At 66.2% G+C, this 14,780-nt stretch carries 12 protein-coding genes; 7 read left to right on the top strand and 5 right to left on the bottom strand.

Annotated features, from left to right (window positions below; translation table 11 throughout):
- Window positions 1-5: 5 nt before the first annotated feature.
- The 3 genes from ACZ5TO_RS15175 to ACZ5TO_RS15185 all read right to left on the bottom strand — a co-directional run bounded on the left by ACZ5TO_RS15175 (window position 6) and on the right by ACZ5TO_RS15185 (window position 3,534).
- Window positions 6-1,088 (bottom strand): ABC transporter ATP-binding protein, encoded by a 1,083-nt coding sequence (locus tag ACZ5TO_RS15175; RefSeq protein WP_464798693.1) that lies wholly within the window; start codon window positions 1,086-1,088, stop codon window positions 6-8.
- Between the two features lie 43 nt (window positions 1,089-1,131).
- A complete protein-coding gene (glpD, locus tag ACZ5TO_RS15180) occupies window positions 1,132-2,649 on the bottom strand; it encodes a glycerol-3-phosphate dehydrogenase (RefSeq protein WP_464798694.1) in 1,518 nt (505 codons plus the stop codon).
- A gap of 114 nt (window positions 2,650-2,763) precedes the next feature.
- Window positions 2,764-3,534, bottom strand: coding sequence for a DeoR/GlpR family DNA-binding transcription regulator (locus tag ACZ5TO_RS15185; RefSeq protein WP_184145793.1), 771 nt, complete (start codon window positions 3,532-3,534; stop codon window positions 2,764-2,766).
- A 144-nt stretch (window positions 3,535-3,678) separates the two neighbouring features.
- Here ACZ5TO_RS15185 and ACZ5TO_RS15190 point away from each other — a divergent pair, with 144 nt between their 5' ends.
- Complete coding sequence (locus ACZ5TO_RS15190; RefSeq protein ID WP_464798695.1) at window positions 3,679-4,449, top strand: SDR family NAD(P)-dependent oxidoreductase; 771 nt, start codon at window positions 3,679-3,681, stop codon at window positions 4,447-4,449.
- A gap of 57 nt (window positions 4,450-4,506) precedes the next feature.
- Here the strand turns inward: ACZ5TO_RS15190 and acuI are convergent, their stop codons facing one another.
- The gene (gene acuI, locus ACZ5TO_RS15195; protein WP_464798696.1) at window positions 4,507-5,502 is read right to left on the bottom strand and encodes an acrylyl-CoA reductase (NADPH); all 996 of its coding nucleotides are present in this window, start codon (window positions 5,500-5,502) and stop codon (window positions 4,507-4,509) included.
- 102 nt (window positions 5,503-5,604) lie between these two features.
- Here acuI and ACZ5TO_RS15200 point away from each other — a divergent pair, with 102 nt between their 5' ends.
- The 6 genes from ACZ5TO_RS15200 (at window position 5,605) to ACZ5TO_RS15225 (ending at window position 12,698) form a co-directional block, all read left to right on the top strand.
- A complete protein-coding gene (locus ACZ5TO_RS15200; protein ID WP_184145796.1) occupies window positions 5,605-6,498 on the top strand; it encodes a LysR family transcriptional regulator in 894 nt (297 codons plus the stop codon).
- Window positions 6,499-6,681: 183 nt separating this feature from the next.
- A complete protein-coding gene (locus ACZ5TO_RS15205; protein WP_464798697.1) occupies window positions 6,682-7,161 on the top strand; it encodes a formate dehydrogenase subunit gamma in 480 nt (159 codons plus the stop codon).
- On the top strand, window positions 7,158-8,714 hold the full coding sequence (locus tag ACZ5TO_RS15210; protein ID WP_464798698.1) for a formate dehydrogenase beta subunit: 1,557 nt from the start codon (window positions 7,158-7,160) through the stop codon (window positions 8,712-8,714). Before ACZ5TO_RS15205 ends, ACZ5TO_RS15210 begins: the two co-directional genes overlap by 4 nt.
- A gap of 4 nt (window positions 8,715-8,718) precedes the next feature.
- Complete coding sequence (gene fdhF, locus ACZ5TO_RS15215) at window positions 8,719-11,598, top strand: formate dehydrogenase subunit alpha (protein ID WP_464798699.1); 2,880 nt, start codon at window positions 8,719-8,721, stop codon at window positions 11,596-11,598.
- Window positions 11,599-11,663: 65 nt separating this feature from the next.
- Window positions 11,664-12,440: a formate dehydrogenase accessory sulfurtransferase FdhD gene (fdhD, locus tag ACZ5TO_RS15220; protein WP_464800402.1), complete on the top strand. Its 777-nt coding sequence runs from the start codon at window positions 11,664-11,666 to the stop codon at window positions 12,438-12,440.
- 9 nt (window positions 12,441-12,449) lie between these two features.
- Window positions 12,450-12,698, top strand: a complete 249-nt coding sequence (locus tag ACZ5TO_RS15225; RefSeq protein ID WP_184145801.1) for a formate dehydrogenase subunit delta — start codon at window positions 12,450-12,452, stop codon at window positions 12,696-12,698.
- 63 nt (window positions 12,699-12,761) lie between these two features.
- Here the strand turns inward: ACZ5TO_RS15225 and ACZ5TO_RS15230 are convergent, their stop codons facing one another.
- Complete coding sequence (locus tag ACZ5TO_RS15230) at window positions 12,762-14,525, bottom strand: methyl-accepting chemotaxis protein (RefSeq protein ID WP_464798700.1); 1,764 nt, start codon at window positions 14,523-14,525, stop codon at window positions 12,762-12,764.
- Window positions 14,526-14,780 lie beyond the last annotated feature (255 nt).

A 14,780-nucleotide genomic window follows, 5' to 3' on the forward strand; every position in this document is an offset into this window, starting at 1 on the left:
CCTCCTCAGGCCGCCGCGGCCGCGGGCTCGGCAATCGCCCTGCCGTCCGCGCCGAAAGCCATCAGGTGGCGCGTGTCGACATGGACGGTGATCACCGCGTCCGGCTCGATGTCGTGGATGCCCGGCGCGAGCATCACCCAGCGGGTGCCCTCGAACTCGATATGGATGAAGCTTTCCGACCCCGCGATCTCCGAGATCGCCGTGCGCACCGAAAGGGGCGCCGCGGCGGCGTTCTGGCGCGTGAGCGCCAGGTGGTGCGGATGGAAGGCGATGGTGCACGGCCCTGCCGGCACGCCGGCAAGGTGCGCCGGCACCGGCAGAACCGGCTTGTCGCCGATCTCGAAATGGCCGCCTTTCCGCGTGACCGTGATCGTGTTGAGCGGCGGGTCGGCGAAGGTGCGGGCCGTAACGAGGTCGTTCGGCCGGCGATAGACCTCGATCGTGGGGCCGAACTGCGTGATGCGGCCTTGCGACAGCGTCGCCGTGTTGCCGCCGAGAAGCAGCGCCTCGGAGGGCTCCGTCGTCGCATAGACGAAGATGGCGCCGGACGCGGCGAAGATCTTCGGAAGCTCCAGCCGCAATTCCTCGCGCAGCTTGTAGTCGAGGTTGGCGAGCGGCTCGTCGAGCAGCACGAGGCTGGCGTTCTTGACGATGGCGCGGGCAAGGGCCGTGCGCTGCTGCTGGCCGCCCGAAAGGTTGAGCGGCGTGCGGTCGAGATAGGGCGTCAGCTTGAGGAGATCGGCCGCCTTGCGCACCTCGCGGTCGATGGTCGCGGCATCGGCGCCCTTGATGCGCATCGGCGAGGCGATGTTCTCGTAGACGGTCAGCGCCGGATAGTTGATGAACTGCTGGTAGACCATGGCGACGCCCCGGTCCTGCACGCGCACGCCCGTCACGTCCTTGCCGTCGAACCGGACGGAGCCGGAGGTCGGCTTGTCGAGGCCGGCCATCAGCCGCATCAGCGAGGTCTTGCCGGACAGCGTCGGGCCGAGCAGCACGTTGAGCGAGCCGCGCTCCAGCACGAGGTTCGTCGGGTGGATATGCGTTTCCGCCCCCGACACCTTCGCGATGTTTCTGAGTTCAAGCATTCATGTCTCCAATGTTCCTCCCAGCCACCGGATCGCGCGGCGGCTAATGCGGGGCGGCAGGCGCCCCGGCCATGTAGTCTTCCAGCGCGGCCGCCTCGGCGGCCGTCAGATGCAGGCCCCTCTTGGTCCGCCGCCACAGCACGTCCTCGGCGTGCCGGGCCCATTCCTCGTGCATCAGCCAGCGCACCTCGCACTCGTAGAGGTCGCTGCCGAAATGCCGCCCGAGATCCTCGATGCGGCTTGCCCCGTCCAGCATGGCCGCCGCCCGCGTGCCGTAGAGCCGCACGAGCCGCCGCGCATGGGCAGGCGAAAGGAAGGCGAAGCGCTTCGCAAGCGAGCGCACCTCGGCGTCGAAACCGTCGATGGCGAAATCACCGCCCGGCAGGCGCGAGCGCGCCGTCCAGCGCTCGCCCTTGGCGCCGATCGCATCGCCGATCTTGTCGAGCGCGGATTCGGCAAGGCGCCGGTAGGTGGTGAGCTTGCCGCCGAAGATGTTGAGGAGCGGCGCCTGGCCGCTCTCGCCGTCGACCTTCAGCACGTAGTCGCGCGTTGCTTCCTGCGCCTTGCTGGCTCCGTCGTCGAAGAGCGGGCGCACGCCGGAATAGGTCCAGACGATATCGTCCCGCTCGACCGGCTCGGCGAAATATTCGCTGGCCGAGGCGCACAGATAGTCTATCTCCTGGTCGCTGATGCGAGCCTCGCGCGGATCGCCCTTGTAGTCCCGGTCGGTGGTGCCGATCAGCGTGAACTCTTCCTGATAGGGGATGGCGAAGATGATGCGCCCGTCCGGGTTCTGGAAGAAATAGGCGCGCGGATCGGAGAATTTCTTCTTCACGACGATATGGCTGCCCTGCACGAGGCGGACATTGTGCACGTCGTTGCGGCCGAAGGCGGAGGACAGGACCTTGTCCACCCAGGGGCCGGCGGCATTGACCAGCATGCGGGCGCGGACGGTCTCGCGGTCGCCTGTCTCGACATTCTCCGTCTCGACGTTCCAGTGGCCGTTCTCGCGCCGGGCGGCGACCACCTTCGTGCCGGTGCGGATATCCGCGCCGCGGTCGGCGGCATCGCGGGCGTTGAGCACGACGAGGCGCGCATCGTCCACCCAGCCGTCGGAATATTCGAAGGCCTTGCGGAAGAGCTTCTTGAGCGGCCCGCCCGCCGGGTCCCTGGCAAGGTCCAGCGTCGCGGTCGCGGGCAGGAGCTTGCGCCCGCCGATATGGTCGTAAAGAAAGAGGCCGAGGCGGATGAGCCAGGCCGGACGCAGGCCGCCCTTCTGGAACGGCAGCACGAAGCGCATCGGCCAGATGACGTGCGGCGCCATCGCCCAGAGCACTTCGCGCTCCATCAGCGCTTCGCGCACGAGGCGGAATTCGTAATGTTCGAGATAGCGAAGGCCGCCGTGGATGAGCTTGGTGGAGGCCGAGGACGTGCCGGAGGCGAAATCCTTCATCTCGGCAAGCACGACCGAATAGCCGCGACCCGCTGCATCGCGGGCGATGCCGCAGCCGTTGATGCCGCCACCGATGACGAAAATATCGCGGATCACGTCGCCGTCCAATGTCCCCTCCCATTTCGCATTGCACAATCTTGCGCAGTTGCGAAAGCAAGGAGAGTTAAAACGAAAACATTCCGAATGTCAAACGAATGTAGATAGAAATAGCAGGCTCCTGTGTCAGGCCTGTGAAGCGGTCTCCACGAGCCGGACGTCGTGCTCCTGGCAAATGACGCGAATCCCCTCGAAAGGACAGCTATCCGTGATGAAGGTGTGGACCTGCGAGAGGTGGCCGATGCGCACCGGCGCGGTCCTTTCGAATTTCGTCGAATCCGAAACCAGGATGACGTGGCGGGCATTGGCGATAATCGCCTGCGCCACCTTCACCTCGCGGTAGTCGAAGTCGAGCAGCGCGCCGTCCTCGTCGATGGCCGAGACGCCGATCACGGCATAGTCCACCTTGAACTGGCGGATGAAATCGACCGCCGCCTCGCCGACGATGCCGCCGTCCGCCCCGCGCACGACGCCGCCGGCGATCACCACCTCGATCGAGGGATAGACGCGCAAGCGGTTGGCGACGTTGATATTGTTGGTGATGACCATCAGCTCGCGATGTTCGAGCAGCGCCTCGCCCACGGCCTCGGTCGTCGTGCCGATATTGATGAAGAGCGAGGAATTGTCCGGGATCATCGCCGCGGCGGCGCGGCCGATCGCCTGCTTCTCCGGCGCGGCGATGGAGCGGCGCGCCTCGTATTTCACGTTCTCGTTGCCGCTCGGAAACAGCGCGCCGCCATGGATGCGCGTCAGCGCCTTGCTGTCGCAAAGGTCGTTGAGGTCCTTGCGGATGGTCTGCGGCGTCACGGAGAAGCGCGTGGCAAGATCCTCCACGAGCACGCGGCCCTCCGCCTTGGCGAGATCGAGGATCTCAGCCTGGCGACCCGTTAGAAACATCGGCACCTCCCATTGTTTTCGTTTGGTTTCATAATATGCAAAAACGAAAGCACATCAATTGATCGATCCTGCCTTCTTGGAGAGCGCCCCGCTTTTTGTGATACTGGGCGAAGGCAGGCCGCGGCGATACCGGGAGGAAAGCGCATGTTTCATCCGTCTCTGTTCAAGGGCGCCAATGTCGTCGTCACCGGCGCGGGACGCGGCATCGGGCTGGAGATCGCGCGGCAGTTCCTCGATTGCGGCGCCCATGTGCTGCTGCACGGCGGGCGCGCCGCCGCAGGCCCCCTGCCCGATTTCCTGGAGAACGCCGTCGCGGAGGCCCGCGCCCACGTCGTCTATGCGGATTTCCTGGAGGAAGGCGGCATCGGCGCGCTGCTGCAGCGGGTGGACAGCCTCTTCCCGCATGTCGACGTGCTGATCAACAATGCCGGCACCATGGTCGGCCGCTTTCCCGCGGCGGACCTCACGGACGAGCAGTACGATACCGTCGTGCGCCTCAACCAGACCTCCGTCGTCGAGGTGACGCGCGGCCTGCTGCGCTCGCTGCGCCGTGCGCCCCATGCCGCCATCGTCAACACGGTCTCGATCTCGGCGCTGACGGGCGGCAGCCCGGGCTCGGCCATCTATTCGGCCACCAAGGCCTTCGTCTCGACCTATTCCAAGGGTCTTGCCCGGGAGCTTGCGCCCGACGGCATCCGCGTCAACTGCGTCTCGCCGGGCACCATCACCACCGATTTCCACGCGCGCTATTCCTCGGCGGAAAAGCTGGAGGCGACCCGCAAGACCATTCCCCTGCAACGCCTCGGCACGGCGGAGGACTGCGCCCCCGCCTATCTCTTCCTCGCCTCCAACACGCTCTCCGGCTACATCACCGGCCAGGTGCTGGAGGTGAACGGCGGCCAGCTCATCTGCTGACGATTTCTCCACGCAATTCCGAACGCAAAACCGCTTCACACTTTTGCTGGAATTGCTTCAGGAATTGACGTCCACGACGACGCGCCCCTTCACCTTGCCCTCGAGAATCCGGTTCGCAAGTTCCGGCAGGTCGGAGAGCCGGTGCTCGACAACCATGGCCTCCAGCTTGTCCATCGGCAGATCGCTTGCGATGCGGTTCCACGCATCGACGCGCTGGTCGTAGGGCCGGTTGACCGAATCGATGCCGAGGAGGCTCACCCCGCGCAGGAGGAAGGGGATGACCGTGAAGGAGGGCACGGCGGCACCCGCCGCAAGCCCGACGGCGGCAACCGCCCCGTCATATTTCATCTGCTTGAGCACCCGCGCCAGCATGTCGCCGCCGACCGCATCGACCGAGCCCGCCCAGCGCTCGGATTCGAGCGGCTTGCCGCTCGGCTCGGCAAGCTCGGCGCGCGGGACGATCGTTTCCGCGCCGAGCTCCTTGAGGTAGCCGGCCGTTTCCGGACGGCCCGTCACGGCGGCAACCGAATAACCGAGCCGGGAAAGAAGCGTGACGGCGACCGAGCCGACGCCGCCGGCAGCTCCCGTCACCAGCACCTCGCCCTTCAGCGGCGAAAGCCCGGCCTTTTCCAGCGCGATGACGGAGAGCATGGAGGTGAGGCCCGCCGTGCCGATCGCCATGGCCTGTCGCGTGGAAAGCGTGTCGGGCAGCGGCACCAGCCAGTCGGCCTTGACCTTCGCCCGGCTCGCATAGCCGCCCCACCAGACCTCGCCGACACGCCAGCCGGTCAGCACCACCCGGTCGCCCGGCCGGTAGCGCGGATCGTCCGAAGCCTCCACCGTGCCGGCGAAATCGACGCCCGGCACATGCGGGAAGGTGCGCACCAGCCCGCCCTTGCCGTTAATGCAGAGCCCGTCCTTGTAGTTGAGCGTCGAATATTCGACGGCGACCGTCACGTCGCCGTCCGGAAGCCGCGAATCGTCGAGTTCCTGAACCGAAGCGGCGACCGCGCCGTCCGCGCCCTTCTCGACCAGCAATGCTTGAAACGTCATGGCTTGCTCCTCGTCCTCATTTCGATGCTCCAGATATAGGGCGCGGGGCATTGGTGCCGCCACTGTTCTTTTGTATCAAGAGCCCGGAGGCGCAGTTTCCCGATGATAGACAAGCTCGAATATTTCATTGCGCTCGCCCGCGAACGGCATTTCGCCCGGGCGGCCGAGGAGCTCGGCATCTCCCAGCCGACGCTCTCGGCGGCGATCCGCCAGCTGGAAGGCCAGCTCGGCGTTATGCTCGTCGTGCGCGGCTCGCGCTTCCGCGGCCTGACGCCGGAAGGCCAGCGCGTGCTCGAATGGGCGCGCCGCATCGTCGGCGACACGCGCACCATGCGCGAGGAAATGCGCGCCGCCCGCACCGGCCTTTCCGGCCATATCCGCCTTGCCGCCATCCCGACGACGCTCGCCATGGTGCCGCGCCTCACCGCGCCCTTCCAGGAAAAGCACCCCGACGTCACATTCTCCATCACCTCCACCACGTCGATCCGCATCCTCGGGCTTCTGGAAAACCTCGAGATCGACGCCGGCCTCACTTATCTCGAGAACGAGCCGCTCGGCCGCGTCACCAGCGTGCCGCTGCTGCACGAGCACTATTGTCTCATCACCGCCAGGGGCGGCCCGTTTTCCGATCGCGAAAGCGTGACCTGGCAGGAGGCCGGCAGCATTAGGCTTTGCCTATTGACCGCCGACATGCAGAACCGCCGTATCATCAATCGCCACCTCGCCGATGCCGGCGTGAGCGCCGAACCCTCCCTCGAATCCAACTCGATGATCGTGCTGCTCTCCCATGTGCGTACCGGCCGCTGGAGCAGCATCATGCCGCGCAACGTGGCCCATTCCTTCGGATTTCATGAGGAATTGAGTATAGTTTCGCTCGTCGAGCCGAATCCGGAACATACGGTCGGCCTCGTCGCCACCCACCGCGAACCCTTCACTCCTCTCGTCTCCGCCCTCTTGCATGAGGCGCGCATCCTCGCCGAGAAGGGGATGGATTGATAGGAAATTTCTATTGATTGACGGGACAGCTTTATTGACCCGTCGTCTCCCGCCTGAGAAGCTGCTACAATAGGACGTGGGGATCGTCGGGATTCCCGTCTTCGCCGAAGAAATTCAATGGTATCGGCGCGACGGAACCGGCATTTCCCTGCGGTTCATTCGTGCAGGTTGGGAGGCCAGATCATGAATGTTCACGTCACCGGCAACGATGTCGGAACGAAGACGCTGGCGATTGTCGGCGCATTGAAGGGTCTGGAAGGGCCGCTTCTGCCCATTCTGCACGAGATCCAGGCGGAGTTCGGCTATGTCCCGCAGGAGAGCCTGCCGATCATCGCGCAGGAGCTCAACCTGTCGCGCGCCGAGGTGCACGGCGTCGTCACCTTCTACCACGACTATCGCGACCATCCCGCCGGCCGGCATGTCCTGAAGCTCTGTCGCGCCGAGGCCTGCCAGTCGATGGGCGGAGACGAGATCGCCGCCCGCGTGAAGGCGCTGCTCGGCATCGACTTCCACCAGACGACCCTCGACGGCGCTGTGACGCTCGAACCCGTCTACTGTCTCGGCCTCTGTTCCTGCGCGCCGTCCGCCATGCTGGACGGCGAGGTGCATGGAAGGCTCGACGCCGACCTTTCCGCCGAACTCGTCGCGGAGGCACGCCGATGACCGTTCGTCTCTACGTTCCCCGCGATGCCGCGGCCCTTTCGCTCGGCGCAGACCGCGTCGCGAAGAAACTCGCCGAGGAAGCGGCAGGCCGCGGGCTCGACATCACGATCGTGCGCAACGGCTCGCGCGGCATGCACTGGCTGGAGCCGCTGGTCGAGGTGGAGACCGCCGCCGGCCGCATCGCCTATGGCCCGGTGAAACCGTCCGACGTGGCAGGCCTTCTCGATGCCGGCCTCATCGAGGGCAAGGCGCATCCGCTCTGTCTCGGCAAGACCGAGGAGATCGCCTTCCTCAGGAACCAGACCCGCCTCACCTTCGCCCGCTGCGGCGTCACCGACCCGCTCTCGCTTGCCGACTACAAGGCCCATGGCGGCCTCCTCGGCCTCGAAAAGGCCGTTGCGATGGCGCCCGCCGACATCGTCAAGGAAGTCACCGACAGCGGCCTTCGCGGCCGCGGCGGCGCGGGCTTCCCGACGGGCATCAAGTGGAAGACCGTGCTGGAGGCGCCGGGCGAGAAGAAATACATCGTCTGCAACGCCGACGAGGGCGACAGCGGCACCTTCGCCGACCGCATGATCATGGAGGGCGATCCCTTCGTGCTGATCGAGGGCATGGCGATCGCCGGCCTCGCGACCGGCGCCACCAAGGGCTACGTCTACACCCGCTCCGAATATCCCCATGCCATCGCCGCCATGAGCGACGCCATCGACATCGCGCGCGCCGCCGGCATCCTCGGCCCGTCCGTGCTCGGCTCCGGCAAGGCCTTCGACATGGAGATCCGCACCGGCGCCGGCGCCTATGTCTGCGGCGAGGAGACGGCGCTCCTCAACAGCCTCGAAGGCAAGCGCGGCGTGGTGCGCGCCAAGCCCCCGCTGCCGGCGCTGCAGGGTTTCCTCGGGCGCCCCACCGTCGTCAACAACGTCATCTCGCTCGCCTCCGTGCCGGTCGTCATGGAAAAGGGCGCGGCTTACTACCGCGATTTCGGCATGGGCCGCTCGCGCGGCACCATCCCGATCCAGATCGCCGGCAACGTCAAGCATGGCGGCCTCTACGAGACCGCCTTCGGCCTGACGCTCGGCGAGATCGTCGATGCCATCGGCGGCGGAACGGCCTCCGGCCGGCCGGTGCGCGCCGTGCAGGTGGGCGGCCCTCTCGGGGCCTATTTCCCGCGCGCCCTCTTCGATACGCCCTTCGACTACGAGGCCTTCGCGGCGAAGGACGGGCTGATCGGCCATGCCGGCATCACCGTCTTCGACGACACGGTCGACATGCTCAAGCAGGCGCGCTTCGCCATGGAGTTCTGCGCCGTCGAAAGCTGCGGCAAGTGCACGCCCTGCCGCATCGGCTCGACGCGCGGCGTGGAGACCGCCGACAAGATCGCCGAGGGCATCGAGCCGGAGAAGAACCGCGCGCTGCTCACCGATCTCTGCAACACGATGAAGTTCGGCTCGCTCTGTGCGCTCGGCGGCTTCACGCCCTATCCGGTCATGAGCGCCATGACCCACTTCCCGGAAGATTTTTCGCCGGCGCCCGTCGCCGAAGCTGCGGAGTGATCCCATGCCCCTGATTTCTGAAATCGACTACGGCACGCCCGCCTCCCGCTCCGAAAATATGGTGACGCTCACCATCGACGGGAACGAGATTACCGTGCCAGAAGGCACCTCCATCATGCGCGCCTCGATGGAGGCCGGCATCGAGGTGCCCAAGCTCTGCGCCACCGACATGGTGGACGCCTTCGGCTCCTGCCGCCTCTGTCTCGTGGAGATCGAGGGCCGGAACGGCACGCCCGCCTCCTGCACGACGCCCGTCGCGCCCGACCTCGTCGTCCATACCCAGACGAGCCGTCTCAAGCAGATCCGCAAGGGCGTGATGGAGCTCTACATCTCCGACCACCCGCTCGACTGCCTCACCTGCGCGGCAAACGGCGACTGCGAGCTGCAGGACATGGCCGGCGCCGTCGGCCTTCGCGACGTGCGCTACGGCTATGACGGCGAGAACCACGTCAAGCCGCGCAATAACGGCGAGATCAACGCCCGCTGGACGCCGAAAGACGAATCCAACCCCTATTTCACCTACGATCCCTCCAAGTGCATCGTCTGCTCGCGCTGCGTCCGGGCCTGCGAGGAGGTGCAGGGCACCTTCGCGCTCACCATCGAGGGCCGCGGCTTCGACAGCTTCGTCTCGGCCGGCATGCACGAGAATTTCCTGGAATCCGAATGCGTCTCCTGCGGCGCCTGCGTGCAGGCCTGCCCGACGGCGACGCTAACGGAGAAGTCGGTCATCGAGATCGGCCAGCCGGAGCATTCCGTCATCACGACCTGCGCCTATTGCGGCGTCGGCTGCAACTTCAAGGCGGAGATGCGCGGCGAGGAGCTGGTGCGCATGGTGCCCTGGAAGGACGGCAAGGCCAACCACGGCCATTCCTGTGTCAAGGGCCGCTTCGCTTATGGTTACTCGACCCATCGCGAGCGCATCCTCAACCCGATGATCCGCGAGAAGACCTCCGACCCCTGGCGTGAAGTCACCTGGGAAGAGGCCTATGCGCATGTCGTCTCCGAATTCCGCCGCATCCAGTACCAGTACGGCCGCGATTCGATCGGGGCGCTGACCTCCTCGCGCTGCACGAACGAGGAGACCTATATCGTGCAGAAGCTGGTCCGCGCCGGCTTCGGCAACAACAATGTCGATACCTGTGCGCGCGTCTGCCATTCGCCGACCGGCTACGGCCTCGGCCAGACCTTCGGTACCTCCGCCGGCACGCAGGATTTCGATTCCGTCGAGCACACGGACGTCATCATCATCATCGGCGCCAATCCGAGCGACGCCCATCCGGTCTTCGCCTCGCGCATGAAGAAGCGCCTGCGCGAGGGCGCCAAGCTCATTGTCATCGATCCGCGCCGCACCGAGCTTGTCTCCGCGCCGCATGTGAAGGCCGCCTTCCACCTGCCGCTGAAGCCCGGCACGAACGTCGCCATCCTCACCGCGCTCGCTCATGTCATTGTCACCGAAGGGCTTTGCGACGAGGCGTTCATCCGCGAGCGCTGCGACTGGTCGGAATTCGAGGACTGGGCCGCCTTCGTCGCCGAGCCGCGCCACAGCCCGGAAGAGACCGAGGCCTTCACCGGCGTGCCGGCCGAGGCGCTGCGCGGCGCCGCCCGGCTCTTCGCCACCGGCGGCAACGGCTCGATCTACTACGGCCTCGGCGTCACCGAGCACAGCCAGGGCTCGACCGCCGTCATCGCCATCGCCAACCTCGCCATGGTCACCGGCAATATCGGCCGGACGGGCGTCGGCGTGAACCCGCTGCGCGGCCAGAACAACGTGCAGGGCTCCTGCGACATGGGCTCCTTCCCGCACGAGCTGCCGGGCTATCGCCACATCTCGGACGAGAGCACGCGCGACATCTACGAGAAGATGTGGGGCGTGACGCTCAATCCCGAGCCGGGCCTGCGCGTCAACAACATGCTGGACGCGGCCGTGGACGGCTCCTTCAAGGCCCTCTACGTGCAGGGCGAGGACATCCTCCAGTCCGACCCCGACACGCGGCACGTCGCCGCCGGCCTTTCCTCCATGGAATGCGTCGTGGTGCAGGATCTCTTCCTCAACGAGACGGCGAACTACGCCCATGTCTTCCTGCCGGGCTCGACCTTCCTGGAGAAGGACGGCACCTTCACCAATGCCGAACGCCGCATCAACCGGGTGCGCCGCGTCATGACGCCAAGGAACGGCTATGCCGACTGGGAGGTCACGCAGAACCTCGCAAGGGCGATGGGCCTCGACTGGAACTACGCCCACCCCTCCGAGATCATGGACGAGATCGCAGCGACGACCCCGAGCTTTGCCCTCGTTTCCTATGATTACCTCGACAAGGTCGGCTCCATCCAGTGGCCCTGCAACGAGCAGCATCCGCTCGGCTCGCCGATCATGCATGTCGATGGCTTCGTGCGCGGCAAGGGCAAGTTCATCCGCACGGAATATGTCGCGACCGACGAGAAGACCGGCCCGCGCTTCCCGCTGCTTCTGACCACCGGCCGCATCCTCAGCCAGTACAATGTCGGCGCCCAGACGCGGCGCACCGACAATGTCGCCTGGCATGCCGAGGACCGGCTGGAGATCCACCCGCACGACGCGGAGAACCGCGGCATCCGCGACGGCGACTGGGTGCGCCTTGCCAGCCGTGCCGGCGAGACGACGCTGCGCGCGCTCGTCACCGACCGCGTGGCGCCGGGCGTCGTCTACACGACCTTCCACCATCCGGGCACGCAGGCGAACGTCATCACCACCGATTTCGCCGACTGGGCGACCAGTTGCCCGGAATACAAGGTGACCGCCGTGCAGATCTCCCCGTCGAACGGCCCGTCCGAATGGCAGGTCGAATATGACGAGGTGGCGCGCCGCGCGCGCCGCATCGCCGGCAAGATGGAGGCGGCGGAATAGGAACGACCGTGACGGGCTTTTCCACCACGATCAAGGTTGCCGAGATCGCCCGCCGCAGCGGGCGGATGGAGGACGGTGAGCGCTTCGTGCCGGAAGAAACGCCGGTCGCCTTCTCCTATGCCGGCTCCACCCATGCGGTGATGATGGCAACGCCCGCTGACCTCGAGGACTTCGCCACCGGCTTCAGCCTGACCGAGGGCATCATCGCGGGTCCTGGCGAGATCGAGGCCATCGAGGTCGTCGCGGAAGACAAGGGCATCGACCTGCAGATCCGCCTTGCGGATGCCAGCAACGACGCGCTCGTCACCCGCCGCCGCCATATGGCAGGGCCGGTCGGCTGCGGCCTCTGCGGCATCGAATCGATCGAGCAGGCGGTGCGCGTCACGCCGTCCGTGCGCTCGTCGGCGCTGACCTTGAGCGAGGACGAGATCGTCGAGGCGGTCCATCTGCTGAACGGCGGGCAGCCGCTGCACAGGACGACCCGCGCCGTGCACGGCGCCGGCTTCTATGTGCCGGGAAAGGGGCTCGTCGCCGTGCGCGAGGATGTCGGCCGGCACAATGCGCTCGACAAGCTCGTCGGCGCCGCGCGCCGCGCGGGCCATGACGGCGGAGCGGGCGCGGTCATCGTGACGAGCCGCGTTTCCGTCGAGATGGTGCAGAAGACGGCCATCGTCGGCAGCCCCTTCATCATCGCCATTTCCGCGCCGACGGCGCTTGCCATCCGCACGGCGGAAGAGGCGGGCATGACGCTGGTCGCGCTGGTCCGGGGCGATGAATTCGAGATTTTCACAGGCGCCGGGCGCATCGCCTCCGGCGCGAGGCGCAAGGTCGGCAGCGGTTAGGAGACAGGAATGTCGGAAGGCAACAGACTGGTCAGGGAGGCGAACCAGATCGCCACGTTCTTCCATTCGCAGCCCAGGAGCGGAGCGGCGAGCGGCGTGGCGACCCATATCAACAAGTTCTGGGAGCCGCGCATGCGCCGGCAGCTTTTCGACATCGTCGACAACCGCGGCGGCGAAGGGCTCGACTGGCTCGTCATGGAGGCCGTGCCCATGATCCGCCGTCCGCCGCCGCCGGAAGTGCCGCCCGCCGCCCGCTGACGGCCCCTCACGAATGCCGACGGCCGGCATCGCTGCCGGCCGCCTTTCTGTCGTATCGCGGGCTCAGAACTCTTCCCAGCTCTCCGCCGCCGCCGTGGAGCCACGCGGCGCGCGCATGGTGCGCGCCACGGCATGAAGCTGCGGGACGGGAGCCGGCGTATGCGGGCGCGCCGCGGACGGCGCGCTGCCCGAAAGCCGGAACCGGCGGATAAGGGTGTGCAGCGCCTCGGCCTCGCGCGCCATCGCATGGCTTGCCGCCGTGCTTTCCTCCACCATCGCCGCGTTCTTCTGCGTCGCCTGGTCCATGGAGTTGACGGACTGGTTGATCTCGCGAAGCCCGGTCGACTGCTCGCGCGAGGCTTCGACGATCGCCGACACGTTAGTGTGGACCTCCTGCACCTGTTCCAGGATCTCCCGGAGAGCGCGCCCCGTTTCGTCGACCAGCGCCACCCCGCTTTTCACCTGCTCGCCCGAGGTGGTAATGAGCGCCTTGATGTCCTTGGCCGCGCTCGCCGACCGCTGGGCGAGCTCGCGCACCTCCTGTGCCACCACCGCAAACCCCTTGCCGGCCTCGCCCGCGCGCGCCGCCTCCACGCCGGCGTTGAGCGCCAGCAGGTTGGTCTGGAAGGCGATGTCGTCGATGACGCCGATGATGTTGGAGATTTCCCGCGAGGACTGCTCGATCTGCCCCATCGCGTCGATCGCCTTCTTGACGACCTCGCCGGATTTTTCCGCCCCGGCGCGGGTCTTGGCGACCAGCGTGCCGGCCTCGTCGGCCCGCCGGCTCGAATCGGCGACGGTCGTGGTGATCTCGTCGAGCGCGGCGGCCGTCTCCTCGACGGAGGCCGCCTGCTGCTCCGTGCGCTTGGCGAGATCGTCGGCGGCAGAGCGGATCTCCTGCGCGCCCGAGGCGATGGCATTGGCATTGGTCTCGACCGTGCGCATGGCTTCGTGAAGGCCTGCCACCGCCTCGTTGAAGTCCTTGCGCACCGCCTCCATCGACGGAACGAACGTCATGGCGAGGTTCTGCGTCAGGTCCCCTTCGGAAAGCGCCTTCAGCGCGCCGCCGAGCGCGTTGATCGCCGACATGCGCTCGGTCACGTCGGTGGCGAACTTCACCACCTTGTAGACGCGCCCGTTGAGGTCTCGGATGGGGTTGTAGGCCGCCTGGATCCAGATCTCCCGTCCGCCCTTGCCGTAGCGCACGAATTCGCTTGAAGCGAAGTTGCCTTCAGCAAGGTTCTTCCAGAAATCCGCATAGGCCTGCGTCTGCGTATAGGCGGGATCGCAGAACAGGCGGTGATGCTTGCCGCGGATCTCGGAAATGTCGTAGCCGAGCGCATCGCAGAAATTGGCATTGGCATCGAGGATCTCGCCGGTCGGCGTGAACTCGATCACCGCCTGGGAGCGGGAAATCGCCGCGAGCTTGCTGGCATCTTCCGCCGCCCGCATCCGCGCCTCGGTGATGTCGGTGGCGAACTTGACGACCTTGTAGGGCTTGCCGCCGCGGAAGACCGGATTGTAGGTCGCAAGGATCCAGATCTCGGCCCCGTCCTTGCGGATACGCTTGTAGGTGTTGGAATCGTATTCGCCGTTGCCGAGCCGCGCCCAGAACTGGCGGTAGGCGTCGCTCTCCACATGGGCGGCGTCGCAGAAGATGCGATGATGCTTGCCGACGATCTCCTTCAACTCGTAGCCGAGCGCGCGGCAGAAGTTTTCGTTGGCGGTGAGGATATTGCCTTTGAGGTCGAACTGGATCACGGCCTGCGAGCGCGACAGCGCATCGACGATATGGCCCGCATCCATGGACTTGGCGAATGAAAGCATGACCTGTCCCTTTTCTACGACGGCCACGCCTTCCTGGGAATTGCCTGCGCGGCGGCCATTGGGTTGCGTTCTCCGCGGCCTGCTTCACCGGCCGCGCGGGTTCCTCGGTGTCTCTTTCGGCGGAAGGCGACGTGGCGAACCGCCGGAATGCGCATTTGCAATCAAGGATAGAGTGACAGACTTAACAAGTGATAAAGGAAAGCGAGCGACATGTCGCCTTTCCCCTGAGAAACGGGGACAATTCGGGGTCGAGGA

This window comes from Shinella sp. Sh6 (genome assembly GCF_055392685.1).